General features: G+C 49.9%; 20 protein-coding genes and 2 riboswitches. Of the genes, 5 read left to right on the top strand and 15 right to left on the bottom strand.

Annotation, left to right across the window (positions count from 1 at the left end; translation table 11 throughout):
• Position 1: 1 nt before the first annotated feature.
• Positions 2–82: riboswitch (cyclic di-GMP riboswitch) on the bottom strand.
• Positions 83–187: 105 nt separating this feature from the next.
• From ACFVU8_RS23575 to ACFVU8_RS23600, 6 genes are all read right to left on the bottom strand, one after another.
• A complete protein-coding gene (locus ACFVU8_RS23575; RefSeq protein WP_387430544.1) occupies positions 188–865 on the bottom strand; it encodes a class D sortase in 678 nt (225 codons plus the stop codon).
• 26 nt (positions 866–891) lie between these two features.
• Complete coding sequence (locus ACFVU8_RS23580; protein ID WP_387430546.1) at positions 892–1,296, bottom strand: GtrA family protein; 405 nt, start codon at positions 1,294–1,296, stop codon at positions 892–894.
• Positions 1,286–2,263 (bottom strand): glycosyltransferase family 2 protein, encoded by a 978-nt coding sequence (locus ACFVU8_RS23585; RefSeq protein WP_379468343.1) that lies wholly within the window; start codon positions 2,261–2,263, stop codon positions 1,286–1,288. Before ACFVU8_RS23585 ends, ACFVU8_RS23580 begins: the two co-directional genes overlap by 11 nt.
• 64 nt (positions 2,264–2,327) lie before the next feature.
• Positions 2,328–6,158: a glycosyltransferase family 39 protein gene (locus ACFVU8_RS23590; RefSeq protein ID WP_387430548.1), complete on the bottom strand. Its 3,831-nt coding sequence runs from the start codon at positions 6,156–6,158 to the stop codon at positions 2,328–2,330.
• The gene (locus ACFVU8_RS23595) at positions 6,155–8,164 is read right to left on the bottom strand and encodes a glycosyltransferase family 39 protein (RefSeq protein ID WP_387430549.1); all 2,010 of its coding nucleotides are present in this window, start codon (positions 8,162–8,164) and stop codon (positions 6,155–6,157) included. Before ACFVU8_RS23595 ends, ACFVU8_RS23590 begins: the two co-directional genes overlap by 4 nt.
• A 124-nt stretch (positions 8,165–8,288) precedes the next feature.
• Positions 8,289–9,689 (bottom strand): NCS2 family permease, encoded by a 1,401-nt coding sequence (locus ACFVU8_RS23600; protein WP_175372130.1) that lies wholly within the window; start codon positions 9,687–9,689, stop codon positions 8,289–8,291.
• A gap of 125 nt (positions 9,690–9,814) precedes the next feature.
• Positions 9,815–9,913: riboswitch (purine riboswitch) on the bottom strand.
• Between the two features lie 461 nt (positions 9,914–10,374).
• Between ACFVU8_RS23600 and ACFVU8_RS23605 the strand changes: the two genes are divergently transcribed.
• On the top strand, positions 10,375–10,641 hold the full coding sequence (locus ACFVU8_RS23605; protein ID WP_387430551.1) for a hypothetical protein: 267 nt from the start codon (positions 10,375–10,377) through the stop codon (positions 10,639–10,641).
• On the opposite strand, the gene ACFVU8_RS23610 is transcribed toward ACFVU8_RS23605, so the two are convergent.
• The 5 genes from ACFVU8_RS23610 to ACFVU8_RS23630 form a co-directional block, all read right to left on the bottom strand.
• Positions 10,608–10,895, bottom strand: coding sequence for a hypothetical protein (locus ACFVU8_RS23610; protein ID WP_387430553.1), 288 nt, complete (start codon positions 10,893–10,895; stop codon positions 10,608–10,610). The genes ACFVU8_RS23605 and ACFVU8_RS23610 overlap by 34 nt on opposite strands.
• A gap of 76 nt (positions 10,896–10,971) precedes the next feature.
• Entirely contained in the window at positions 10,972–12,510 is a 1,539-nt protein-coding gene (gene guaA / locus ACFVU8_RS23615) for a glutamine-hydrolyzing GMP synthase (RefSeq protein ID WP_379468354.1), read from the bottom strand.
• Between the two features lie 215 nt (positions 12,511–12,725).
• Positions 12,726–15,146: a transglutaminase TgpA family protein gene (locus ACFVU8_RS23620; RefSeq protein WP_387430555.1), complete on the bottom strand. Its 2,421-nt coding sequence runs from the start codon at positions 15,144–15,146 to the stop codon at positions 12,726–12,728.
• Entirely contained in the window at positions 15,115–16,368 is a 1,254-nt protein-coding gene (locus ACFVU8_RS23625; protein WP_387430556.1) for a DUF58 domain-containing protein, read from the bottom strand. The genes ACFVU8_RS23620 and ACFVU8_RS23625 overlap by 32 nt, the downstream gene beginning before the upstream one ends.
• A 273-nt stretch (positions 16,369–16,641) precedes the next feature.
• Positions 16,642–18,054: a polysaccharide deacetylase family protein gene (locus tag ACFVU8_RS23630; protein ID WP_387430558.1), complete on the bottom strand. Its 1,413-nt coding sequence runs from the start codon at positions 18,052–18,054 to the stop codon at positions 16,642–16,644.
• Between the two features lie 108 nt (positions 18,055–18,162).
• Here ACFVU8_RS23630 and ACFVU8_RS23635 point away from each other — a divergent pair, with 108 nt between their 5' ends.
• Complete coding sequence (locus tag ACFVU8_RS23635) at positions 18,163–18,831, top strand: DedA family protein (RefSeq protein ID WP_175372134.1); 669 nt, start codon at positions 18,163–18,165, stop codon at positions 18,829–18,831.
• On the opposite strand, the gene ACFVU8_RS23640 is transcribed toward ACFVU8_RS23635, so the two are convergent.
• Positions 18,806–20,134, bottom strand: a complete 1,329-nt coding sequence (locus tag ACFVU8_RS23640) for an MFS transporter (protein ID WP_387430560.1) — start codon at positions 20,132–20,134, stop codon at positions 18,806–18,808. The genes ACFVU8_RS23635 and ACFVU8_RS23640 overlap by 26 nt on opposite strands.
• A 174-nt stretch (positions 20,135–20,308) precedes the next feature.
• On the opposite strand from ACFVU8_RS23640, the gene ACFVU8_RS23645 reads away from it, so the two are divergent.
• Positions 20,309–21,250: a helix-turn-helix transcriptional regulator gene (locus ACFVU8_RS23645; RefSeq protein ID WP_387430562.1), complete on the top strand. Its 942-nt coding sequence runs from the start codon at positions 20,309–20,311 to the stop codon at positions 21,248–21,250.
• Positions 21,251–21,319: 69 nt separating this feature from the next.
• On the opposite strand, the gene ACFVU8_RS23650 is transcribed toward ACFVU8_RS23645, so the two are convergent.
• The 3 genes from ACFVU8_RS23650 to bcp form a co-directional block, all read right to left on the bottom strand.
• Entirely contained in the window at positions 21,320–22,819 is a 1,500-nt protein-coding gene (locus tag ACFVU8_RS23650) for a DHA2 family efflux MFS transporter permease subunit (RefSeq protein WP_175372137.1), read from the bottom strand.
• Positions 22,816–23,274, bottom strand: a complete 459-nt coding sequence (locus tag ACFVU8_RS23655; protein WP_066374450.1) for a MarR family winged helix-turn-helix transcriptional regulator — start codon at positions 23,272–23,274, stop codon at positions 22,816–22,818. The genes ACFVU8_RS23650 and ACFVU8_RS23655 overlap by 4 nt, the downstream gene beginning before the upstream one ends.
• A gap of 212 nt (positions 23,275–23,486) precedes the next feature.
• On the bottom strand, positions 23,487–23,954 hold the full coding sequence (gene bcp, locus ACFVU8_RS23660) for a thioredoxin-dependent thiol peroxidase (protein WP_387430564.1): 468 nt from the start codon (positions 23,952–23,954) through the stop codon (positions 23,487–23,489).
• Between the two features lie 105 nt (positions 23,955–24,059).
• On the opposite strand from bcp, the gene ACFVU8_RS23665 reads away from it, so the two are divergent.
• Together ACFVU8_RS23665 and ACFVU8_RS23670 are read left to right on the top strand one after the other, a co-directional pair.
• Positions 24,060–25,100 (top strand): LCP family protein, encoded by a 1,041-nt coding sequence (locus ACFVU8_RS23665; RefSeq protein ID WP_387430566.1) that lies wholly within the window; start codon positions 24,060–24,062, stop codon positions 25,098–25,100.
• A gap of 123 nt (positions 25,101–25,223) precedes the next feature.
• Positions 25,224–26,543, top strand: a complete 1,320-nt coding sequence (locus ACFVU8_RS23670) for a glutamate-1-semialdehyde 2,1-aminomutase (RefSeq protein ID WP_387430568.1) — start codon at positions 25,224–25,226, stop codon at positions 26,541–26,543.
• Positions 26,544–26,569 lie beyond the last annotated feature (26 nt).

A 26,569-nucleotide genomic window follows, 5' to 3' on the forward strand; every position in this document is an offset into this window, starting at 1 on the left:
TTTCGGTAGCTGGCTGCCATCCTTACGGGAAGGCCCTTTAGCTTTGCGTCCCTACCTTTCGATAGGTTTGCCGTTATCGTGTTTAGCTTTCTAAGTTAATTCTAGCATATTCATATATATATTCAAAGCCTAAATCAATAGATTTACCCTAAATTATTGAAAAGATAACACTAATCTCTTAAAAACATTAATTTTTTGCCGTCTGGGGCAACTTGGCATGAACAATAAGACGGTGCGTAGGGTTTACTAGCGGGTCACAGGTGATCAACGTCAGGATCTTATCCTTGTTATTCCCGTTCAGCACCGATACATCCGTAGGGTCTACTACAGAGATATCATAGACCTTGTAGTCCAATTCCTCTGCATTAGTCTTCACTGTGATGGTGTCACCAATGGCAACTTCGTTCAACCTGTTAAACAGCCTTCCCGTAGTTCTCGCTCTATGAGCTGCAATTGCAGCATTGCCAATCTCGCCAATAGGAGCCGTCTCCTTCATATGGGCAGCCGCATGTTTCATATTATTCTTGGTGGCTCCCTCAAGGATAGGCAGTTTCAAGCCGATCTTATCGATCTCAATTAAAGCAATGACTTTCCCTCCAACCTCAATTTCAGGTTCTGGTGTTGCAGGCGTTTCTGTTTGAGGCAGGTGCTCCTCGGCGGCAGACTCTTCTGCAAGCAACTGCGTTACCTGAGCATATTTGCTTTTGAGATCATTATCGGCAGAGACCGGGACCAGATTACTGTAGCCATGTTCCGCCTCTTCCAGCAGCTTCTGCTCCTGCCGGTTTTCGTACCATTCATGCGCTTTCGGGTACAACATGACAAGAATTCCTGCAAGAATGATGAGATAAGAGAACTTACGCATGATCTTCACCCCCGTATTTTACATTCCTAGAACACCCATTTACGACTTCCGAAAAAATTAATAATTACAGTGACGAAGGTTACCAGCACCTTGGACAGAAGTACCTGCACTCCAAACCGATCCGTCAGCACTTGCATCAGTAATAGAGAGATCCCAAGTACAGTTAGATTCAGGATGATGAACTTCAGCAGTTGTATCCGGTCAAAGCCATTATTGCCGCTGCGTTTACTGTCCCGAAAGGTCACTTTTTTATTGAGGATAAAGCTGTTGGCGGTGCCTGCACTGTAGGAGAACACTTGCGCCAGCCCATACATCATCCCAAGGGAATGGAGCAGAGTAAAGACTGCAAAATCGATGAGGGTATTAAGTAATCCCACCGCGTTGAACTTCAGGAATTGAATGAACGCGGCCCGACGGTTATTATCGAACATAAGTTTTATCCTTCCGGCTCTCCTTCAGCTCTTCCTCAGGGTAGCCTCTCGTCTCACGCACAATGTAGAGCGGTCTGTCTTTGGACTCGTCATAGATTCGGCCGATGTATTCCCCGATGACGCCCAGCAGCATCAATACGATTCCGTTGAACAACAGATTGACGCCAACAATGGAGGTCCAGCCTGGAACGGTCCAGGAGGTAAAGACCTTTTGAAATAATACGAAGAATAAATACAGAAAACTGAAAAACGAGATGAAGAATCCAACGTAGGAAGCAATTTTAAGCGGCTTGTGCGAGAAGGAAGTAATCCCATCCAAGGCAAAACGGATCATCTTCTTCAGCGGATATTTCGTTTCCCCTGCAAAACGCTCCTCACGCACATACTCCACCATGGTCTGCCGGAAGCCGACCCAACTTACCAGCCCTCTGACATAACGGTTCTTCTCCTTCAAGCCCCGCAGTACATCGCACACCTTACGGTCTATCAAGCGGAAGTCTCCGGTATCCGTGGGAATCTCCACACTCGTCATACTGCTGAGCAGCCGATAGAAGAGCTTCGCGGTCACTTTTTTGAAAAGTGTCTCTCCATGCCGCTTCAACCGCTTCCCGTAGACAACCTCATAGCCTTCCTTCCACTTCTCTATCATCTGCAAAATAACTTCCGGCGGGTCCTGAAGATCGGCGTCAATAACCACCACCGCATCCCCTGAGGAATAATCCATACCCGCTGTAATCGCAATCTGATGCCCGAAGTTTCGCGAGAAATCTACCAGCTTGACTCGTTCATCGCGGTTACTGATCTCCTGCATAATCTCTACGGTCCGGTCGCGGCTGCCATCATTAACAAAGATCAATTCATAGGAATCGCCACATCTGTCCATCACTTGCTTCAACCGATCATAGGTATGGCTGATGACTTCCTCCTCATTGTACATAGGCACTACTACACTGTATCTGGCCTTCACCTTTGTTCCTCCTAGTAAATTTTATATAGGGCCTGTGGCAGCACAAGCCCTGAAATCATAAATCTTAGAAAACCCAAGACGGGAACCAGCGCAGAACACTTGTGACATAACTTCCATTGACCTGCATACCCGAAAGCACTGGATAGAAAGCAATAAAGAGCAACGCAGCCACGCCAACATAAATATAGCGAATGTACCGCGCATTCGGATATCTGCTATCAATAAGCTTCATTACATATACAATAGCAAGAATCATAAACGGTACCATGGCAAAATAATGGTATAAGAATGTTTCGCGCGGTACGAGCATCCAAGGCACATACTGAGAAAAGAACGCGATCCAAATCATGAACAGATTTTTGTCTTTGCGCTTAATTGTCAGCCACAGCGAACCTATCATGGCAAAGATTCCTGTCCACCAAATAAGCGGATTACCCATGGTTACGATACTACTGACCTGCCCGGCTGGCAATCCTTCTCCACCGCTAAAGAACCAGACTGGTCTTTTCATGAATGGCCATTCCCACCAGGAGGATGCAAAGGGATGTGTCGCAACGAGTTGACTGTGATAGTTGTACATATTCTTCTGGGCATCAATCAGACCCGTCAAAGTAAAGCCGTTCGCCGATGGCGACAAAGCGGGAACAAAGGACAGACCATAAATAACCGCGGGTATAATAACGAAAAATCCAATACAGCTGGCAAGCGTTATAATGGTATTCTTCCAAAAGGAGTTCACCGCTCCACGACAAGCAACGGCCAATGTTTGATCACTCAAGCGGCCTTCGGCCAGCACTCGCTTGGCGGCCCGGTATTCACGGTAGCGGTCAACCAGTGCCAATGCCAGCATAACGGCCAGACCGGCCCCGCCGTACAGCACAATCCACTTGGAAGCCACGCCGATCCCGAAGAAAAAGCCGGACCAGAACAGTGGAATCAGCGTTTTGCCGAGTGGTACCTTATAGAAGTTCAAAGTGAAGTAACGCTGCATGAAATAGAACATTAACATAATGAAGAATACGCCATACACATCAATAGTAGAAATTCTTGTCTGCGTAAAATGCATAAAGTCCAAAGCGAACAATCCTGATGCAAGCGCCGCATAACGGGTCTGCTTGAACAAGCGCAGCGCCATCATATAAATCAGCGGCAACATGGCAATTCCAAACAGCGTTCCGATGATCCGCCAGCCGAATGGATTAACACCGAACAACTCCATCCCAATGCCAATCAGCAGCTTGCCCAGCGGGGGATGTGTGTTCTCGTACGGCACGATGCCGTGGTAATGCTCATACGCGGTCCGCGCATGATAAATCTCATCAAAATAGGTGCTGTTCATGAAGTTGGAATACTCCGGAATCAGCGACTGCTCATCGAACAGATTGCCGGGTGCTCCCCGCTTGGCGGTTCCCCCATCAGGTGTAACGCTGGCAATCGGAAGCGGTGTTCTGCCTCCGTTCTGCTCGTAGAAGGCCATCTCATTCAAGGTGAATCCCGGCGAGACTACGGTAAGCTTCACATATCTTGCTGCCACACTCAGTGGCTGGCTTTTCCAGATGAATACATTGCCGACATCCTCATTGACTTCGAGCAGGCTGCCCCAGGCTTCAGGTGACTCACTGAATTCCAGCTTGAACTTGCCCGTCCCAACGCCTCCGAAGACATTCACACGCTCAAGCTGCCTGCTCTGTCCAAGATCCACATAGAAGCTCTCTCCGCTAGCCGCCGGTTCCCATAAAGTCTCCGGTGCCTTCGTAGATCCCAGATGGAACAAGGCAACTGCTGCATATACGGCAGTAATGACAAGCATCCAGGTCCAGTCCTTACGGCTAAGCTTCAGCTTGAATCGGGAGTTCCCTGCTTTATCCTTGAGAACCCGAATGTTCTGTACTAAGCCCAGATCTTCCGAACGATGCTCCTCCTCAGAGCGCAAAGGGAGCAGGTTCTTCACGCGGCTCTTTCCATATACATCGTACCCAATATATAGCATGTATAGTAACAAGGCCAAATTGGTGATCGCCGTCACTATAACGATGCCATCCGCTTCCGGGTTGTTGCCTGCATTCAGGTGGGCCAGCGTATAGCCGACGTTCACATATTGGGTCAAACTGAACCCCAGGAACAACGTCAGGAATCGCCGGTCCTTGCTTTGAATATAAGCGAATACGGTAAGTATCAGTGCAGGGTACATATAGCGCTCATGCATTTTTGTACCCAATACAAAGACAGTAACAATCAATACCATGCCAATAAAGAATGATCTGGATAAATCCTTACGATCCTTTTGGAATGAATAGAACATCGCCAAAGCTACGGCGACCAGAATAAAGACGAATCCCCAACCTCTGTACGAGATTCCCAGCCAGGTTTGATCCAAGGCCGACCACATCGGACCCGTTAGCGCATAGAGATTAAAGGCATTAACGGTTGAGTACGGATAAGAAGATAATGTAGCTTTATAAAGATTAATTAGTCCGCTTAGACCACCATTGTTCCAGAAGAATGGCGCTGCCAGCACACCGAAGATCCCGAGTCCATATACTGCGCCGAGCGCAAGTTGTTTCCAGGCCCGCTGGTGATAAAAGGCAAACAACAGCACCGGTGTAAAGATAAGCGCCTGTGGTTTAACAAGTGTGGCAATGGCAAACCAGATGGCCGCCCGTACCAGCGACTTGTTCGCTGCTCCTTGAATGCTAAGCAGGAGGAAGATAAGGAAAAAGGAATCCGCCTGTCCCCAAGCAGCGGAATTGATAAGAACCGCTGGATTAAACAAGAACAGTAGCGAAAGACCAAGTGCGATCCCGGAGCCGAGTTTTTGTCTGGCCGCCCGATAAATCAGTCCACCAAGCACCAGATCCGAAATGATCGCCGGCAGCTTGAACAACAGATTCTCTCCACCGGAGCCATGTGCCAATCCAAATATCCCGCGGATCGCGCTCAGCACATACAATATGTACAAATATCCTGGTGGGTAATCAGCGAAATACCCTTCCTCATAAAATCTGCCAGGCCCCAAATCCAGCATTCGCTGACCCCAGGCAATAAAGGTATTCATATCATTCTGGTAACCCTGCGCAGTCAGTCCGATCCAGACCCGCAGAATCAACGCTACACCAATCGAAATATATAACCACCGGCTGTATACATTCTCCGGTTGCTTCATTAGTTTGTTGTTACGGAAGACCCGGTTACAAAGCACTGCGAAAAAGGCGCTGAACAGCGCTGAAATCAGCAGCAACTTTGCCGGAGAGATTTTGTGCGGTGTTTCCGCAGGCTTGCTGTCTCCTCCTTGAGGTGCCGAACTGTTATCCAGCGAGATAATATTGCTGCCTTCAGGAGCAGCATCTAGCGGTTCCACAGCCAAATCATCGAAGTAAGCCTTGCCCTGGGTCAGACTGGCATAACCGCCAAGACTGGCACCCACGCCGAGTTCCTTCTGATTTGGACCTGTCTTGCCGATGAACTCTATATACTTCCATTCTCCGGCAGTCTCCATGACACCTGGATAACCACCTCCTACTCCAACTATGAACACACCGGCGCCAAACCCTCCGCTTGCTGCGTTCACCACTTTGACCCAGCCAGAAATTTTATACAAGTGATCCGGCTCTACTTGAACTGTCTGAATCCATTTCAAATGGTTCGGCTGCAAATTCTCGATTACAGCTGCTTTACTGCCAGAATGGACCTCGGACGATTGCACGGACACATAGCCGGCATCCTTCCCCGGAATCCATGCGTCTTCTGTCCAGCCGGACGGAGCGCTGTCATCCCCATCCTCAAAACCCGGATTCTGCAGCAGGTTGCCCTCCGCAAACACGCTTGTCACCGGAAGCATGAAGAGTACGCATATGACAATGAGTATTGCGGCTGCACGTGTATTCTTGATCATCATTGTTCCATCCTCACCTCATCAATGTTAATCCAGCCGTTTCCGCCGGTAAAATAAATCTCCGCCTGTTCACCCTTCTGCAGGCTCACTGCGGGAAGTTCAATCTGATGATAACTTGCACCTTCGGTGAGTTCGGTTTCAGTAAGGATAGCGCCGTTAACCCGTACGCCAAACTTTCCGCCTCCCCCGCCTGCGCTAATCATTGCCGAGATCTTGTACTCCCCGGAATTCTGCGGGGAAATCAATTGGGCAACGGTCTTTTCTGTACCCGGATCAAGATAGGCCAAAGAACTTCCTTGATACGGATTATTGGTCCCGATTCCTGTCCCGGCTGTAAAAGTCCAATGCAACGCCCCTTCCTCGAATCCTCCGTTCATCAGTTCATGACGGCTATCTTCGCCTTCAGTATCCTGAGGGTTCACAGGTGAAATTCCTTCGCGGTCAACAACTACAGTGTAGTTCTTGAATCTCTTAATCTCGTATCCTTCACTCCCGGCGGGGAGAGGATCACCATTCCAGAAGATATATGCCGCCCGCTCACCCGGAACGATCGCCGGACCCCCAAACCTGTAACGCCCAAATGAGCTTACTAGCTGAAAGGGAGCGCCTGGATTGGCATAACTGACGGTTTTCTGAAAATCATGAGGATTGATCGTTTCATAAAAGAGTACATAGATATAGGGCATGTTGACCTTATCGGTAACATAGATATTCCCTTCAGTCTCCTCAGAAGCATACTGGATGGCCTCTCCGATAGACTCATAAAAGTTAGGGCCGATCTTCTCTGGAAAATCACGGAAGTACGCCATACCAAACAAAACAAAAAACAGGGCGAATCCACCCGCTGCAACCAGGCCCGCTCCCTTAATCTTTCGGCCAAGCCACAAGAAGCCGGCAACAATCAGCAAAATTACAGGATAGAAAATAACATTAATCCGGTTAATGTTCACACTCGTAATAGCAGCCATCAAAATAGCTGTCACGAACCAGAGCAAGATCACCGACTGGCCTGTGCCGTAACAATCCCGGTTCCGTAAAGACTTTATTATAACAATAAGTCCTACCAGGACAAAGGGCAATCCAAGAGAATAGGCGTAACCGTAAGGTGATATGGAATTCCACGGCAGACCATCACTTCCACTGAGCATTATCTTGAAAAATTCACGGAGATTGCTCCAGGCTGTGTCGAGCATTTGCCCGCCGAAGACCGAGGAGACCTGCTCCACTCGCGGTGTAGTTAATCTTGGGATGGAAAAGAACGGGGTAGAAAAGCCCTGTAGTTGATAACGATTGATCATTATAAAGGATAGAATCGGCAAAGCCAGCAGGATAAACAGTACACCATTCCATAGAATGGTCCGTAGCTTCAACACTTTTCTATACAATAGAAGAATTACAGTTCCCAAAGCAAAGATCGGAACAAAAAAATAGGCAGTCCCATAGGCATAAAGCGATAACGATAGCACAACTGTAAACGCATAGGACCATTTCGGAGCTTCGAAAGATCGAAGCAGGCAGTACACAGCGATCAGAATCAACGTAGGAAACAGATTCGATTCCAGCGCCCACCTCGACATCATGATATGCCATGGATTAATAGCGATAAAGAACATGGCGGCAAGACCGGCTACCTGGGAGGAGAAGAGTCTTTTGGACAAAAGATAGAATACAACCATACCCACTAGCCCCATAAGCAGACTCGCCATCCGCACCGTTACCGGTGATAATCCGAATAACCAGATAAATGGCATGGATAAGTAGGCATACAAAGCATTTTGCCCGCTGCCCCAGGCGATCAGGTGGATTGGCAGGTGGATTCCGTTTCTGTCGATCCCATAATGAAGTATAGCGTAGGCGTCATAACCGATCGACGCTTCGTCCTGATTCAGTCCTGGCGGAATGGAACCAATATACACTATCCGGATCATCGCTCCCAGCAGGAACATTAGTACAAGCCAAGGGTTGTTCTTGCAATAGATAAATACCCGATTTAGACTGCTGGACAACATTTATCACCTCTTCAACAATATAATCTAAATATTGGATGATGGAAAGTCCGATACGCAAAACCCACAAAAAAACGGCCCCTTCAACATTGAAGGGACCGCAGGATGGATTTCTCGGATACGGGTTTTAGCCCTGACTACCCATTAATGCATAACGGAGAATAATCAGGATCGCGAGTACCCACATCATCCAGTGAATGTCGTATTTCTTTTTGCCAGCCAAGTTTGAGACAGAAGCAAGAATGACATAAGTAACGATACCGAAGGAAATACCGTTAGCGATATTGTAAGTGAAAGGCATGATAACAAAAGTCAGGAACGCAGGAATCGCAACGACCATGTCCTGGAAGTCAATATTACGAAGCGATTGCGCCATCAGCACACCTACAACAATTAGAGCTGCAGCTGTAGCAGAACCAGGGATAAGCGCAGCCACAGGAGCAAGGAACAGTGCCAACAGGAAGCAGACGCCTGTAGTTACCGCGGTAAGACCTGTACGACCACCTTCAGCAACCCCGGCAGCACTCTCTACATAAGCCGTAGTTGTGGAAGTTCCGACCATGGCACCACCAGCTACTGCCACCGCATCTACGAACATTGCCTTACCTACACGCTTCTTACCTTCTTCAGGGTTGTCCATAATGCCAGCACGTTGAGCTGTACCTACAAGTGTACCAAAAGTATCAAACAACTCCACGAAAGTGAATGTCGCAATGGCGGAAATGATACCGGTATGCAGAATGCCATCCCAGTCAAATTCCATGAAGTTCAATTGAGTGAAATCAGGAACCCATGGTGTTTGCGGGTTGGACAGAGGACTGAAATCCACTGCACCCATCAGAATTCCCACTGCAGTAGTACCTAGAATACCGAACAGGATCGCGCCGCGAACATTCAGTACCATCAGGATTGCGATCAGCAGCAGGCCGATAATTGCAAGCTGGACATTGGTATTCTCCAGACTGCCCAGATGGATAACTGTTTCAAAAGAAAGGACATCTGTGAACTTATGAGCGGCAATGTCGTTTACGGCTTCTACGCCGATCGTCATGATTCCGCTGTTCTTAAGGCCGATAATGGTAATAAACAAGCCGATACCGACGGTGATTGCATGCTTCAGGCTGTCAGGAATAGCTGTCAACAGGATCTGACGTACCTTGGTTACCGTTAGCAGGATAAAGATCAAACCGGAAATGAATACGGCGGTAAGACCCATCTGCCAAGTGAATGGATGATCCGATGTGGCGGATGACAGGATAACCGATGCGAAATAAGCATTGAGTCCCATACCAGGTGCTAATGCAACCGGGAAGTTAATGAACAACCCCATGGCAATAGTGAAAACACCTGCGGCTATCGCTGTAGCCAAAAATACAGAATACCATCCCATGTCGATCTGGCCAAAAGCGGTCAGTATGTTGGGATTTACGGACAGGATATAAGCCATTGCCATAAACGTAGTCAAGCCGGCCATAATCTCTGTACGAACGGTAGTGCCATTCTCTTTCAACTTGAAAAAGCGATTCAAATTGTTCTCCCCCTAAGGTATGTTGTGTCTGACAGCAACAAAAAGCCGGAGTCTGATAGACACCGGCCAGATAAAAAAGAGTAGGTTCCTGCATATCGCCAATCTAAGGGCGAAGACCAACAGGAGATTGTTCTCTTCTTAATCGTAGCCAGGTCATTACGGTGACCTGTAGAGACTTCCGGGCCAATTCCCGGAATTATACGAGTAAATGATGTTGTTGTGCTTTATCATTTTAGGGGGATATGACATCCCTTGTCAATGACAAAAACGAACAATAAACAGTATTTTTTTTGTATTGTTCGTAAAAACGACATTTCCCACCAATTTCATATGGGAATCAGCAAGAAAAGCTTGTTAAACATAGCGCTACTACCACTAGGCTGCACGTTAACAATGAATCTTTACACTCTATAACACACAAAAAAAAGACCATCTATCAGTTCCTTCGCCGATCATAGAACACCTGAACGTGCAACCCCAATCATCGCATTTAACACGATTCGGTTATCCAATACAGGACGTCACGTGTAAATAATCTATGATGTCCAACCCACGTATTACTATTTAAACAGTTTAAAAATATCCTAGTATAGACATCGAAAAATGTTAAATTTTGTAATCCTCAAAGAGTGTTATATTATAGATTAAAATGGCTAAATAAAATATAGTCGGGAGATTTTTCTCTATGAAGACAATACTGATTATCTTACTTACTCTCTTAATTGGCTCATTACAAATAGGTTTTGGATTTAAAAAGAAATCTACTTTAGCTAGAATTTTTCCAGTAGCGTTAATTGTATTCGTAATTACCTTTTTCATTGTGATCCATGAAGTTCCTTCTGTAAGAGACATAATAATTACTTTACTTGGCTTGCTAGGGTTACTTATTCTTTATGCAATCGGCAAGAGAAGAGCCAATCATTCTAAAAAATCTTCGCTCACCAAGTATTGAAAAAACACTTTTAACGTAGCAATGTTGTTATTGATCGTTCTGTTGACTTCTTTTCCGACACACTGGCGTTTCTGTATGTGTTTCTTGATTTGAAGCTGCTTCACTTCCTCAGCTTCGGTGACACCTAACCCTTTATCCGCAAACCTTTCCCACCTATACAAGCGAAATATACGAAGATCAACGCACTTCGTTTCCCTACCCAAAATTTCTGGATTAAGTTTGAAATCCTCAATTAACTCTTTGATTCTCGTCATAAAAAATACTCCCTTCTATTTGCTAAACAACGCAGATAAAAGAGAGTATTTTATTCAATCTATTGTTGCTGATGACCTATTCCCACTCAATTGTTGCAGGCGGTTTCGAAGTAATGTCATAAACGATACGGTTTACATTCTCTACTTCGTTAACGATCCGTACGGAAATTTTCTCAAGAATATCCCAAGGAATACGTGCCCAGTCTGCGGTCATGCCGTCAATGGAGGTTACTGCACGAATACCTACGGTGTAGGAATACGTACGAGCATCACCCATAACGCCAACGCTCTTCATGTTCGGCAATGCAGTGAAATACTGCCAAATTTCGCGATCGAGACCGGCTTTGATAATTTCCTCACGCAGAATGTAGTCGGAGTCCTGAACGATCTTCAGCTTCTCCTCTGTCACTTCGCCCAGCACACGGATAGCAAGACCCGGGCCTGGGAACGGCTGACGCCATACGAGAGCACTTGGCATGCCCAGCTCTTCGCCCAGCTTGCGGACTTCGTCCTTGAACAGGGTGTTAAGCGGTTCGATCAAGCTGAATTTCATGTCTTCCGGCAGTCCGCCTACATTATGGTGAGATTTGATAGTTTGCGCTGTTGCCGTTCCGCTCTCCACAATATCCGTATACAGCGTACCTTGTGCAAGGAAGGAGAAGTCGCCCAGCTTGGCCGATTCTTCATCGAAACAGTAAATGAATTCATTGCCGATGATTTTACGTTTTTGTTCAGGATCATCCACACCAGCCAGCTTGCTCATGAAACGCTCTTTGGCATCGATCTTCACCACATGAATATCGAATTTACCGACGAACATCTCCATAACGCTCTCGGCTTCACCTTTGCGCAAGAGACCGTGATCAATAAACATACAGGTCAGCTGATCCCCGATAGCACGGTGAATAAGCATCGCCACTACGGAAGAATCAACACCGCCACTAAGGGCGCAAAGTACTTTTTTGTCCCCTACTTGATCCCGGATGTCTTGAATGGCTTCTTCAATAAACGATTCCATCGTCCAGTTGCCTTCGCAGCCACACACTTCATACAGGAAGTTCGAGATCATTTCGTTACCATGCTCGGAGTGACGAACCTCAGGATGGAACTGTACCGCAAAGAACTGGCGCTCGGCATTGCTCATAGCCGCAATCGGCGCGCTTTCGGTACCTGCATCAAGCTTGAAGCCTGACGGAAGCTCCACTACATGGTCTCCGTGGCTCATCCATACAGTCTGACGGTTGTCCAACCCTTTAACAAGCTGAGCACCTTCTACAAAATCAACATCGGCTTTACCGTATTCGCGTTTAGCGGAACGTTCAACCTTACCGTCAAGCTGCTGGGCCATCAGCTGCATTCCGTAACAAATGCCGAAAATTGGCAGTCCCAAGTCATAAATCGCCGGATCTACATGCGGTGCATCTTCAGCATATACGCTGCTCGGTCCACCAGAGAAAATAATCCCCTTCGGCGATAACGCCTTGATCTTCTCCACTGGTGTATTGTAAGGCAGAAGCTCACTATATACTCCCAAATCTCTGATTCTGCGCGCGATAAGTTGGTTGTATTGTCCTCCGAAATCGAGAACAACGATGATTTCATTTGGCTTGTTCATTACGTGCCTCCCTTGATTATTGGATTCATTATACTCATGGTTAATTCGCACCGTCAAGGAAAGGAGGGCATGGATTTGGCTGGATTTTGTCATGTCGATTGCTGTCAGGATCGATGAAGGCGGCAACATAAATGATGCGGTTGCGCTTCCTTTTTCAAGGGGCACCGCTTCTTGCAAGTGTATCAATGCCTGACCTTCCACTTCCTGCAGATGATTTAAGTCAGCCGGAAGGTGATCCTGAGGCATTCCCGCAGAAAGGCTTCACCTTCATCGGCGGCTGATGACGGGGCGGAAGAAGCCGCCGGGGGAGTGCGGCGGGAAGCTGGTGACCCGCCGCACCCGCTGTACGCCAGGGTCTCCCACTGGCGTACGAACCGCCGGACCGCTGCGCGCAGTCCGGCATCTGCGATCGGCAGGGAGTCTGCGTACTCCCTGCCCGTGACCCCGGGCGGCGGCGGCCCATACCGCGCCGCCAGCCCGTGCCAGGCCAGAGAGGCAGCGCGAAGCTGCCTCTCCCGGCCCACAGCCCTGCTGCGCGAAGCCCACAGCAGGGCCAGGCTCCGCCGCCAGTGCCACGCGGCGGCGGGAAGCGCCAGCGCCGCGAGCTGGAGCGGCGCGGGTACCGGCCCGCCCGGCAGCGGCTGGGCGGGCAAGTTCTCCGCGTGCTGAGCAGCGGAGAGGCCGGACCCGGCCGGCGCCAAGGAAGCCGCCGGAACGGGAGGCTGCGCGGTGCCAGCACCCGCGCCACCCGGCGTAGGGTCGAAGGGGACCCAGCCGACACCTGGAAAGTACACTTCGACCCAGGCATGGGCATCGCCCTCAGTAACGGCATACCGCTGCGGCCCGGGACCTGTCACCAGTTGGCCAGGCCCGTAGCCTTGCACGAAACGGGCCGGGATATCGGCACTGCGAAGCAGGACGGTCATGGCCGTTGCAAAATGAACACAATAACCGCGCTTTGCCTGGAACAGGAAGTCATCTACGAAGTCACTCCCGGAAGGCGGGAGCTTCGTATCCAGAGTATAGGGATAATGACTCTGCAGATAATCCCTTACCGCCACAGCAGCATCATAGCGGCTTCCAGCGGCGGTCGTAAGCTCGGCTGCTAAAGAGGCCACCCGGGCAGGCATCTGGGATGGCAGTTCTAAATATTTGCTGCGAATCTCTTCAGGGTCAGCACGCTGCACATTACGCAGAACAGCGTGATCGGATTCGGGTAATACAGAGAGAACCGTGTAGCCGGTGACCCGGGCGTTGCCTGCCTCATCCGGCAGACGAAAGCTGTCTCCTTCCTTATTGACAAGAATATAGCCCAGACGGCTTCCGTCCTCCAGTTCCCCGGACTCCATGCCTTCAATAGTCCCTGCGCTGAATACCGGAAGCCCGCCCGGGGATGGCGCAGCCAATAGAATCTGCTGCCGCAGTGTCTTACGGCCAGTCAGCCCCGAATCAGTTTCCGGAGGAGGCTGTGGAAAACCGGAAAGATTTAGCGGAGTAAAAGAGTCCGCCTCTCTGATCCATCGGCGGCCGTCATAGTAAGCCAAACTCTCGCCGCGCCAATAAGTCCGCTCATCGCTGAAAGCCGTAAAGACCGGCTCTGTACCGGGTGTTAACGGGGCTCCCAATTCAGCAGAACTCAAACTGTAACCCGTAGTTCCCCTACCCATGGCTTCTATACTTTCCTTCATATGCCCGGCAGCCCAGTCATTTAACTTGCTGAAGGCAGAATGCAGTGGGATCTGATTCACGGAGCGTGAGCCGTAAAGCTGTTCCCCGCACCAAGCGCCTATCATCAGAACAATAGCTACGACAAACGCTGTACTGCCCCAACGACCATAAGGAATCCTCATGTGGGTATTTCTTTCCCGTAAACGAAACAGCCCGCCCATCCCTCGCATCCATAAAATCAATCCTGCGGCCAGCATCACCTCAATGGTCGTCTCGATGCTAAAGGCAATATCCAGCAACAATAAATAAGCCATGGATACCATGCTAAAAAGCGAGGAACTCCCCCTATGTATTGCCAAATGCTGCACAGACGAGACCAGCATCCCCCAGCCTGCGGCTAGGATCAGCAATCTGCTGGCATTGCCCAAATCCGCAACATGTCCTGACAAAAGCATAACGAGATCCCTTAACAGTTCTGCCGGGTATTCCGCCAACCAGCCGGTCCCCTCTTCCCCACCTGCCAGATACACCCAGGCCAAAGCAATACTCGTAAACTGTAGCGTCAAAAGAAGCCAACCAGGTAGCTGAAGCATGCCCCAGAAAATAAGCACAGCCGCCGTTAACATCAGAGTTGTCATCAGGCCGGCCGTTTCAGGAGTAGTTGAGACCCGGTACAGTGGAGAAAGCCACAGGACAAACAGGCCTAAAACAGGCAAAGAGAACAGTAGGCGGTACCCGAGAGGGACTTCCCCCTGCATTCCGACCTGGCTGTTCTCTATTATGTGGGACCCTGATTCCGCTCCGGTTAAAGTCCCGGCCGTCTGAACATCGTAAGCCTGGGGCTTCCCGAAAGCCTCCCGCCCAGTGAGGGGGGGCTCCGTTCTATGCGCTCCTAATCCGCCCCCGTAACTGTGCCGGATCGCACCGGATTTTTTGTTACCGTATGGTTGGTTTTCCGGCTGATTCATGGAATTCCACCTCCCCGTGTCCATAAACAGGCAGCGCACCGTCCAGGCAATATAATGTGGCACCGAGACGGCGCAGACTGTCTGAAATACTTCCCGCAGTGGAAGACTTCTCACGACCGGCGCTGCCTCTCTGAGGAGCAGGCAGATCCCATACATAATAGAGATCCATCTTGATACCCTGCACGAGATAACGTGCAATAGCCTTGGCCGAATCCTCGTTAAGCTGTCCGGTAATCACTGCAACAGACATTCCCGGAATCCAGCTACGAGCGGCATCCTCGAGCAGCTCCGGCAAGCTTCGTCCACCGTCCGGGGCAATTTCAGTAAGCATGTCCAACACCCGAACTGGCAGCTTTCCTAGCCCCTCATGACGCGCCAGCCCTTCGGGCCAACCTCCGGTAAACAACTGCACATACGCTCCGGTATGTTCAGCAGAGAGCAATTGTCCCGTTGCCGCTGACACCGCTTGCTCAAAGCCGGAAGGTCTCTCGCCCCTCCGTCCTCGTGCTCCAAGTGCACCATAAGGAACCTCATAGCTCACGGCACAATTGTCCAGCACAACACAATTCATGCGCCCACGTTCCTGTTCCGGCACCCTGCTCTGCAGAACACCACGACGCGCACTGTTCTTCCAGTGTATCCGGTTCAACGGGTCTCCCGGCGCATATTGACGGATATCGACAGCCTCCTCATTGCTGCCACGATTCCACTTCGCGGATCTGATCTGATCCGGAAGCACCCCGCCTTCCGGCGCCGACCAGCGGAAATATAATGGAGCAGGTGACACCTTGAAAGTGGCCTCCCCTACAGGCTTGCCGCTGCCCGTAAACCAGCCTGGCAGATCCCCCCACACCGCTCTGCAGGCCCGCAACCGGTGAACTCCTCGGGGCAACTCGTTCAACTTATAGGTATACGAGAAGGAACGGCGAAATCCAGGAAACAGCAGTTCTTGATGGCTGACACTCCCCCAATCATCGGATATGATCATCCAAGGGAGTGGAATCCGTGAGGTGAAACTGACCTGAACTTGCACCCGGAGTGTGTCTCCCGCAACAGGACGGGTTGGCGTAACCGTTCGCTCTACTTTGATCCGGCGAGGCCCGAAGAGTTGCAGTATTAACCCGCCCAGCAAGAGAAGAACGACTACGCACAAGAGGAAGAGCAGCGCTTGCCCTCCACGCCAGGCGTAGAGGACACCAATTATGCCTCCTGCTGTCAGCATTCGCAGCCATTCTCCTAGAGCACTACTACGATTTCTGAGCGTTACCGCCCTTGAGATCGGCTGTGAGCCTTCTTTTCCATGACTTTCTTGTTGAGATGAAGAGGACAATGGGATACCCTTCCTTCGGACATAGACTTGCTCTATAGCCCCTAGGCCTGTGATGCGAACCTCGGGCAAGAGCGTGTTAATATCTATTCTTTCCAGGAAAAGATCCCCTCAGACTATTATTTTCATCCTTTTTGCCGGCTCAAGCAGGAACAGGATACTGCCGTGTCAGGCAGCTTTTACCCGGCGTTCCTCCGAAGTAGCACTGATTGACTCCAGAGGGTGTCCAGCTGTCTCCAGCAATTCTCTCAGTGGCACCCAGATGGCGCCGCCGATGATCTCCACCCTGGCAGCCCGTTTCTCCTGAGCACCTCCTGGAAGACTGACAAGCAGTTCCCCTCCAGATACATCTGCTGTCACGGTCCTGCTGTTCCAGATCACCTGACCACTGCGGCTTGTCTGATCCCACCTCACCTGTCCACCAAGCCGTTCCACCACAGCCCGCAGCGGCACCATGTATTGTCCATTAATGATTCTATATTCACCCGGATTCAATTTGGCCTCCAGCAGCCCTACCTCTAGTGCGAGTGTTCTGCCCGGCTGGAAAAGTGCGACATTCGGCAGGATATTGGAAGCGATCCAAGCATTGGAAGGCTTCAGCCGGTCCAAGTCCGCTGCCTTGGCTGATACCCTGAACTGCACGGGCTTGACACTATCGTCCAGAACCTTAAAGGTATAGCCTGCTGCCTTGTAGCGAGCAATAATCTGGGGCAGTGCCTTGGCACTTTCCCCGTGTCCCCCGCCATCATGCAGCAGCAGTACAACCTCGGAAGACGTTAAGTCTTTGGTAGATTCCCGCAGGATTTCAGCTGCTGGTACACCTTTTCTCCGGGAATCACCGCTGTCTACCGTCCAGTCCATGACAAGATAACCCGCTTGATTCAACAATTGGAAATAGGTATCATCAAAATGACCAGACGTTCCGCCCGGGGCGCGAACAAGCCGGGGACGTTCACCTGTAATTTCACGGATAATATTCTCTGTCTGTTTAATTTGGTTCCAGAATGCGGTGAATCCGCTATATAGATTATGGTAATCATGATCATAGGAATGATTGCCGATGGCATGCCCCTGCTCCCAGATGGCATTAATCAGCTCGGGGTGGCTTTTTGCAGCGTTTCCGAGCACAAAGAAGGTTGCCTTAACCCCCTGTTTTTGCAAAATATCGAGGACCTCCCGCGTGATTTTGCTCGGACCATCGTCAAACGTAAGGTAGACCGTTTTAGCTGCTTTGGTTGCTGTGGCTGCCACTTGTTGAACTACAGCCGTCTCTGCCACTGTTGTGGGTAGCTCTAGATGTTGTATCGGAACCGCATTTAGCGTCGAATTTTCAATAGGTGTTGCTGCCAAAACAGCCGGGACAGCGGGAGTAACCGGGTCCGCTTGCACCGGAGCTGCCAGAGGATTATGCTGAGAAGAAGAGGCATCCGCATTTGTTGCCTGTAGTGGAAGGGGTCTTGCCGACCCGGACCCGGAATACGTATCTGTTCCCCAGCCTGATGTCACCAGCAATGCCATGGCCATAATGAGCAATCCGCGGAACATTATCCGGCGGCCGTTTGTATTATTGTTACCCTTCATCTTTTCTACCTCCAGCATTCTATTGGCTCTCAAAGCCGTTAGTAGATTGTATGAAGACAAGCTTTCAATTAGAATACGGCTTTTTCGCCTTTGGAGAGTGAATACCTTATGGAAGTACTGGAATGGATTCAGGAATTATTCGCCAACTATGGATACAGCGTACTGTTCTTCGGACTTTTGCTGGAATTCGTCGCGCTGCCCTTTCCAGGGGAGACCACGATGGCCTTCGCCGGATTTCTCTCCTATACGGGCAGACTGGATTTTACGTTACTAGTCTTAATCGCTTTTCTCGGAACTACGGTCGGTATGACCATTACCTACTTCATCGGACTCAAAGCCGGACTACCCTTCATTCAGCGATATGGCAAATGGTTTCTGTTCTCAGAAACCAAGCTGGAGAAGACGCAACGCTGGTTCGAAAAATACGGAAGTGTCCTGATCTCAATCGGTTATTTCATCCCTGGTGTACGTCACTTTACCGGATATTTCGCCGGAATTATCGGCCTGCCCTTCCGTAAATTCGCCTTGTATGCCTACAGCGGCGCTTTGTTCTGGGTTGTACTGTTCCTTGGCATCGGTCGAGTCTTCGGGCCGCAGTGGATGGGCGTATTCCATATTTTCGAGCTATATGCAATCTGGATTATCTCTGGTATTGCAGGCTTAGTTGTCCTGATACTCATGTACCGTTATCGCAAAGGAATCGCAGGCTTCCTGCTCCGGCGCAGAGCCAAACTTAAACTTGAGACTAAAATCAAAGAGACTTCCAAGGGACGGTGATTGAACCGTCCTTTTTCTTATTCATACGAATTTTGGCATACACAGACAAGATCAGTGCAATACATACGAAGCCCACTCCGCCCCATAATCCAAGCTGCCTTGGCCTCATGGTCTCGAGGACAAGTCCCGCACCAAACATGGACAAGCCCAGGAGTGTACTGCTCACGGCCGTGAGCCATCCGAAAATGATCGGCTGGTAGATTACAGGCGTTTCCCTCATCAACAAAGTATCGAGACAGGCACTGCCGATGCCTCCTGTGAAGGCAAGTATAATGTACAGCCCAAACACAGCCACGAAACTCTCACTAAAGCTGATTGTAATCAAGAGCATACCTTCCAGCAGTAATCCACCCAGCGCTCCCAGGAGCAGCCTCTTATTCAGCAAACGTCCAGCCAAAAAGCTAAGGCTAAGCCCGATACCGAGTGCACCATAAAAAGCACCTACTCCCAAATCTCCAGCCCCAAATTCCTGCACCGCGTATACGCTGATCAGTACATTATCCAACCCATTGACTAGTGGTACGAGCAGTTCAAAAGCAAAAATAATCTGCAAGATTATGCTACCGGCCACTATGCTCCACACACTGCGTAGCGACGGTGAAAATGGGGTTGATCTCGTAGAAGCTTGGGCTTGGCCTTGTTCTTGAGCCTGCTCTTGGGCTTGAGCCTGGCCGTGTTCTTGGGAATGTTCTTGAGCTTCTTCTTGAGCTTGAGCTTGTTTCCCGTCCGAGCTACTGCCATAGCCTTGCGGAAAATGAATACCGGCAAGCATTAGCGCAGCAAGCAGAAAGGATACGGCATTCAAAATGAATGCCCACTGGGGACCGAACCATAACGAAACGACACCACCGGCAAAAGCACCCAGTATCAGCACTATGCCCATCATCAATTGCTCCATCCCGTTGACAGCCAGCAGGCGTTCCCGTTTCACCAGCAGCGGAATGGACGATTTGCGAATCGGACTATAAATGGCCTCTCCCGCAGCCAACAGGAAGCTCGCGGCGTAGATTACCCAAATTTTGTCCGGACCGTCTACCCATAAGAAGGCCAATGCCACCGGTACCCGCAGCAAATCCGTAGCAATCATGATCATTTTGCGTGGCAATCTTCCGCCGAGCATGCCCCCAAGCGGAGCCAGCAGCAGAAAAGGCAACACCCTGACCCCAAGTGATATCCCCACTGCCAGCCCCGATCCCGTCAGATGCAGCACAAGCGACAGCATCGCCACCTGACTGAAGCGGTCACCAATTCCATTAATAATTCCTGTGATGAATAATCGGGTATAACCGCGGTGGTATTTCAAAACGGCACCACCAGATTATGAGTTCATGATTCTTCCTCATCCCTATAATTAGATTAATATCTAATTAGATATTAATCTAATACAAAGACATCACGCAATAGGTTTAACCGTTTTATTTTGTTAAAATGAAAAAAAACGCATTTGCACGATTACCTCTTGAAAGTGAGATTTCTAATGAAAATAGACCGTTTACTCTCTATCGTCATCCTGCTGATTAATCGGCGCCATATTCAAGCTAAAGAGCTTGCCGACATGTTCGAAGTGTCTGTACGCACCATTTACCGTGATATTGACACGATTAATGCAGCCGGCATTCCGGTTCTTACTACTCAAGGAGCAGGCGGTGGGATCAGTCTAATGGAAGGTTACCGCCTTGACCGCAACGTGTTGACCGATCAGGAACTGGCTGATATTTTCACTGCGCTGCAAGGCGTTTCCTCCTCCGGAGGGACTGAACATACTTTGCTCATGGAGAAAATCAGCAGCGTAATTCCTCCATCTCAATCGGCTGCCTTCCGCAGCAAGACCACCCAGCTCATCGTGGATTTTTCACCACGCGGGCTAAATGGGCCTTTGGAAGAACGCTTGACGCTCCTTAAAGAAGCTCTGGAAGAAGGCGTAGCTGTCTCGTTTGAATATGTGGATGCGGAAGGTCACATCACGCTGCGCTCTGTCGAGCCTTACACCTTGGTACTGAAGGGACAGGCCTGGTATTTATACGGCATTTGCGGGTTGCGGCAGGACTTCCGCCTCTTCAAGCTGCTGCGGATGAAGTCACTGGTGAAGGAGACGCGGACCTATACAAGAGAGGACCTTCCCTTGGAGGGACTACCTTGGGGAGGGGATTGGCAGAGAGAGGGCAGCCCTGTCCCATGCGTACTGCATTTTGCTGCCGAAGGCAGGCATTTGGCAGAGGATCGCTTTGATGCTGCCGAGCTGCAGCCTGACGGCAACGGAGGGTACTTCGTAACGATCCACTATCCCGAGGACAGCTGGTTCTATGGCTTCCTGCTTGCTTTCGGCACGTCTGTCGAGGTACTTGAACCAGAGTCCATTCGGCAGAAACTAGGAAAGCTCGCAACAGAAATCGCCGCAAAGTATGCTAAGCAGGATTGATACACTAAAAGGGCTGCTCCCACCAATCCGGTGAGAACAGCCCTTTCTTTAATGCATTCAAGAAGCCTGTTACTTGGCCTCAGCTTCGACTTCTGTCTTCAGAAAATCTGCCTGCGGCGAGGTTTTCTTGATGAAGAATGACAGTACCAATGCAGCAACAGTCACCCAGGTAGCCACAATAAAGGCATGGTTAATACCGTTAATGGTTGCTTCCTGCGACAGCTTCAACATGGCGGCTTTGTCTGTCTTGGAGACCGCTCCGCTAACCAAAGCGTCGGTAATTGTGCTCTTGGTGCGATTAGTCATCAAGCTGACGAACACAGCTATCCCCATCGCGCCGCCGATCGTACGCAGGGTGTTAGACATCGCAGAGCCATGAGAGTTAAGACGCTGCGGAAGCTGATTCAGACCCGCAGTGACAATCGGCATCATCAGCATAGACATCCCGAACATCCGCGCGGTATACGTCAGAATAAGGTATGTGTATGAGGTGGAATCTGTAAGATGGCCGAATTCCCAAGTCGTGATTGTAGTAATAATTAGACCAATAACCGCAAGCCATCTGGCACCGATCTTATCGAAAATAATCCCCGTAATCGGCGACATGATTCCCATCAGAATCGCACCCGGCAGCAGCAGCAGCCCGGATTCCATCGGCGTAAAGCCGCGAATCGTCTGGAGATAAATCGGCAGCAGAATCATACCGGAGTACATCGCCATTGTAATGATAATATTGATGATGGTAGTTAGTGTAAACATGTTATAACGGAAAATTCGAAACTCCAGCAGTGGCTTGTCGATCTTCAGTTGACGCCATACAAACAACGCCAGGGAAACTGCACCCAGAATGAGACACACGATAACCGTGGTGCTGCCCCAGCCGTCTGTTCCCGCGTCACTAAAGCCGTAGAGTAAACCGCCGAAGCCGAGTGTGGACAGAATGACGCCTAATTTATCCAGCGAAGGAGAAGTGACCTTCCCTACATTTTGCATCGTCTTCGCACCCAGCAGCGTGGAGAAAATAGCCAGCGGCAAGACAATAAAGAACAGCACCCGCCAAGAGTAGTTCTGCACAACCCAACCGGACAGTGTAGGACCGACAGCCGGCGCAAAAATCATCGCTACCGCCATTAAGCCCATCGCCTTGCCGCGTTCCTCAATCGGGAAGATGCGCAGGAACACAATGTTCATCAGCGGCATCAGAATCCCTGCACCGACAGCCTGAATCAGTCTGCCGACCAATATCATCTCAAAGCCGGTGCCGACACCGCACACCAGCGTACCTATTGAAAAAAGAACCATTGCCGTAATAAACAGCTGGCGGGTCGTAAACTTCTCCACCAGATACGCGCTGACTGGTACCAGTACACCGTTAACCAGCATGAAGCCGGTTGTCAGCCACTGGGCCGTATTGGCCAGAATGTTCAAGTCCTCCATAATCTTCGGCAGCGCCACATTCATCAGCGTCTGATTGAGCAACGCAACGAATGCTCCGATCAAGAGCGCCGCGATAATCGGACCTCTGCGAATAGCTTTGCCTGCCGTAGCATTAGCAGTTATTGTACTCATAATTTCTTTTTGTCTCTCCCTTGTTCTAATATTTGCACGATTTCACCGTGTATGCGTAGCAGTTCACCTGCATCCTCGGTAGGGATGTCTGCTAGCGGCAACAGATATCTTCTCAGTGAGGCTTTGCTTTTCTCCATAATCTCACTGCCCTTGTCAGTCAGTGTCAACTGGAAGATCCGCCGATCACTCTCAGACCGCTCACGCGTCAGCAATCCAGCCTTCACCATCCGGTCCACAACTCCACTGGCCGCACTATTTCCGAGATGCAACAGCTCTGCAAGCTCAGTGATTCCAATAGAAGGATGTGCAGAGATCTTACGCAAGACCATCAGTTGGGTAGGCGTAATATCTAGTTCTTCCGCGTCTTTCCAAAGCAGCTGCTGAAAAGCATGACTGATCCGGCGAAAGGAAGAAATAATCTCATCCAGCTGCCGTCGCTGCTCGTTCTCCTCCACAGCCTTCCCCTCCAATACCTTTAAAATTAAATACTTCGCATGCGAACTATTCTACTCTTTACGTATTTTCCCGTCAACTACTTGCTGAAATTTTCTGAAATGGATGTTTGTCTACAAAAAAAGCCGCCCACTTCACATGGACGACCAAACCAATATTCATTTTTAAATTAAAAGAGCACGACACTTGCATGTAAATTAATCCATTTACATCTCTAGCCAAGCTGCTCCACAGTTGCTTCCACATGCCCTTTAACCCGGACCTTATTCCACGCCTCTACAATGATTCCATTCTCGTCAATCAGAAAGGTCGAACGGACGATGCCCATATATTCCTTGCCGTACATTTTTTTCAGCTGCCACACGCCATAAAGCTCACTTACGGTATGCTCCTCATCCGAGAGCAACAAAAAAGGCAAACCGTACTTGGCAATAAATTTAGCATGCGAGGTTAAGCTATCAGTACTGATTCCCAGGACCACTGCACCCTTGGCAGCAATCTCTTCATGAGCGTCCCTAAAGTCGCACGCTTCCTGCGTACAGGCGGTTGTCATATTTTTCGGGTAAAAATATAAAATAACCTTATGTCCCAAGTATTGGCTCAGACGAACCTGCTCCCCATTGGAGGATGGCAACGTAAAATCAGGGGCGGCTTGTCCCACTTCTATTCCAGTATTATTCATGTTTTTTCACACCTTCATTTTATTAGGATAATTATTCCGAAATTGCGCGTATTCCCAAAAGAAATTATAATGTAGAGAATGTGAATGCGAAAGGAAGAACGAGAAATGCCACCAAGAAGGAAACGGCACGCAAAGGCCGGTAAAACTAAGAAACCACTGATTTGGACTCTGGCTATAATACTTCTTCTAATCATCGGCGGTGTTGTATATTACTTCACCTCCATCGCCAATGAACTTGGCAATCTCCAAAAAGATGGCGACAATTCACCTTTCCAAAATGTGGAGACGGTTGATACCGACACGCCTGAGCCTCCTAAATGGGAGGGCACGGAGCCTGTTAATATTCTGCTCATGGGTGTGGATGCCCGTGGGGTGAAGAAAGGCGAAGTCCCCCGTTCGGACACGATGCTTGTGGCTTCTCTTGATCCGTTGAAGAAGAAGATCACTGTCTTCTCTATTCTCCGCGATACGTATGTAGCTATTCCGGATCACGGTAAGCAGCGTATCAATGCAGCGATTATTTATGGACCCAACACGGCAATGCAGACAGTGGGCGATCTGCTGGGCATCCCGATTCAATATTATGTCTATACAGACTTCCAGGGCTTTATCAAGCTGGTAGATGCGGTAGGCGGCGTGGATTACGACGTGGAGAAGGATATGGTCTACAAGACGATTGCCGACGGACCCGAATACGATATCGATCTCAAAAAGGGGTTCCAGCATCTGGACGGCAATATGGCCCTGCAGTACGTCCGCTTCCGTCATGATGCCACCTCCGATTTCACCCGGACGGAACGTCAGCGTGCCTTCCTGAAGGTCGTAGCCGACAAACTGAAAAGCACCACCACACTCTTCAAGCTACCTTCCATCCTGTCAGATGTTAGTCCGTATATCGACACCAATCTGACACTGACCGACATGGCGAAGCTGGCGAGTGTAGGCTACGATAGCAGTATTGGCGGCAGTGAGCAAATCCCGCCGATGAACCTGCTCAAGGAAGATGAGACCAGTAATGGATCGGCCGTCATTGGAATCAGCAGCACTAGCAAGCTCAAGAAATTTGTACAGGATACACTGAATGGTCCTGAGCCCTCTCCTTCACCGGAGGCTGGCACGAGTAGCAGTGCTCCCGCAACCCCATAGTTCCATAATGGGCACGGAAGACTATACAATAACCCCCAAGGCATGATCACAGACGGGCGAACAGCGGACATAAACGCTGCTCGCCCGTTCCCTTGCCTATGGAAGACGAAAGGATGATTATTCATGAACCGTTCCACATCAGAGCAACTTTATCAGGAAGCCCTTCAGCATATCGTAGGAGGCGTCAATAGTCCCTCCCGTTCCTTCAAAGCCGTCGGCGGAGGTGCCCCTGTATTCATGAAGCGGGCCAGCGGCGCGCATTTCTGGGATGAGGACAATAACCGCTACATAGATTATCTGGCTGCTTACGGTCCTATTATCACCGGACATGCCCATCCTCACATTACAGCAGCCATCACTCAAGCTGCCGAGAACGGCATCCTTTACGGCACACCAACCCATCTGGAAATCAAGCTTGCTAAAATGCTTAAGGACGCCATCCCTTCGATGGACAAAGTGCGGTTCGTCAATTCCGGCACCGAAGCCGTCATGACCACGATTCGCGTGGCTCGCGCCTATACGAAGCGCAATAAGATCATCAAGTTCGCCGGCTGCTATCACGGCCATTCCGATCTGGTGCTCGTTGCCGCCGGTTCCGGTCCTTCCACACTAGGTATCCCAGACAGTGCCGGCATTCCCGTCAGTCTGGCGCAAGAAGTCATTACCGTTCCGTTCAATGACCTGGACGGACTGCGCGAGGCACTTGCCACCTGGGGCGACGATGTGGCCGCTGTTATGGTCGAACCGATTGTCGGCAATTTCGGTATGGTAATGCCGAAGCCAGGCTTCCTGGAAGGACTGTGCAAGCAGGCTCGTGACAATGGCTCGCTTGTCATCTACGATGAGGTAATCACGGCTTTCCGCTTCCATTACGGCTCCACTCAAACCTATGCCGGTCTCGATAACCATGAAGACATCACACCTGACTTGACGGCGCTCGGCAAAATCATCGGCGGCGGCCTGCCGATCGGTGCTTACGGTGGGCGCAAGCATGTCATGGAGCAGGTAGCTCCACTCGGTCCTGCTTACCAAGCAGGGACGATGGCGGGGAATCCGGCTTCCATCTCTGCCGGTATTGCCTGTCTTGAGGTGTTAAGCGCAGAAGGCGTCTATGAAGAAATGGAGCGTCTTGCAATTACTCTGACCGAAGGGCTTCAGGCCTCGGCAGACCGTCATGGTATTCCACTGACGATCAACCGTATCCGCGGAGCATTCTCTACTCATTTTTGCAATCACCAGGTCACTGATTACGAAGAGGCACAGGATACGGACGGAGAAATGTTCGCCAGCTTCTTCCGGCACATGCTGAACCGTGGCATCAATCTGGCACCGTCCAAGTATGAGGCGTGGTTCCTGACCACCGCGCATACCGATGACGATATCGCTGCCACCCTGGAAGCTGCTGAGGCCTCCTTTGCCGCCATGGCAGCGGGTGACCTGTAAAAAGCTGAATCAGTTTGTGGAGCTCA

This window comes from Paenibacillus sp. NPDC058177, assembly GCF_042883835.1.
In the GTDB taxonomy this organism is placed as follows: domain Bacteria; phylum Bacillota; class Bacilli; order Paenibacillales; family Paenibacillaceae; genus Paenibacillus_AQ; species Paenibacillus_AQ agri.

Excerpts from the sequence above, each read along its gene's own strand:
- guaA (WP_379468354.1), bottom strand. The coding sequence starts at position 12,510 with ATGAACAAGCCAAATGAAATCATCGTTGTTCTCGATTTCGGAGGACAA.
- ACFVU8_RS23610 (WP_387430553.1), bottom strand. The coding sequence starts at position 10,895 with ATGACGAGAATCAAAGAGTTAATTGAGGATTTCAAACTTAATCCAGAA.
- ACFVU8_RS23665 (WP_387430566.1), top strand. The coding sequence starts at position 24,060 with ATGCCACCAAGAAGGAAACGGCACGCAAAGGCCGGTAAAACTAAGAAA.
- ACFVU8_RS23670 (WP_387430568.1), top strand. The coding sequence starts at position 25,224 with ATGAACCGTTCCACATCAGAGCAACTTTATCAGGAAGCCCTTCAGCAT.
- bcp (WP_387430564.1), bottom strand. The coding sequence starts at position 23,954 with ATGAATAATACTGGAATAGAAGTGGGACAAGCCGCCCCTGATTTTACG.
- ACFVU8_RS23625 (WP_387430556.1), bottom strand. The coding sequence starts at position 16,368 with ATGCTGACAGCAGGAGGCATAATTGGTGTCCTCTACGCCTGGCGTGGA.
- ACFVU8_RS23630 (WP_387430558.1), bottom strand. The coding sequence starts at position 18,054 with ATGAAGGGTAACAATAATACAAACGGCCGCCGGATAATGTTCCGCGGA.
- ACFVU8_RS23605 (WP_387430551.1), top strand. The coding sequence starts at position 10,375 with ATGAAGACAATACTGATTATCTTACTTACTCTCTTAATTGGCTCATTA.
- ACFVU8_RS23595 (WP_387430549.1), bottom strand. The coding sequence starts at position 8,164 with ATGTTGTCCAGCAGTCTAAATCGGGTATTTATCTATTGCAAGAACAAC.
- ACFVU8_RS23620 (WP_387430555.1), bottom strand. The coding sequence starts at position 15,146 with ATGAATCAGCCGGAAAACCAACCATACGGTAACAAAAAATCCGGTGCG.
- ACFVU8_RS23575 (WP_387430544.1), bottom strand. The coding sequence starts at position 865 with ATGCGTAAGTTCTCTTATCTCATCATTCTTGCAGGAATTCTTGTCATG.
- ACFVU8_RS23645 (WP_387430562.1), top strand. The coding sequence starts at position 20,309 with ATGAAAATAGACCGTTTACTCTCTATCGTCATCCTGCTGATTAATCGG.
- ACFVU8_RS23580 (WP_387430546.1), bottom strand. The coding sequence starts at position 1,296 with ATGTTCGATAATAACCGTCGGGCCGCGTTCATTCAATTCCTGAAGTTC.
- ACFVU8_RS23590 (WP_387430548.1), bottom strand. The coding sequence starts at position 6,158 with ATGATGATCAAGAATACACGTGCAGCCGCAATACTCATTGTCATATGC.
- ACFVU8_RS23650 (WP_175372137.1), bottom strand. The coding sequence starts at position 22,819 with ATGAGTACAATAACTGCTAATGCTACGGCAGGCAAAGCTATTCGCAGA.
- ACFVU8_RS23635 (WP_175372134.1), top strand. The coding sequence starts at position 18,163 with ATGGAAGTACTGGAATGGATTCAGGAATTATTCGCCAACTATGGATAC.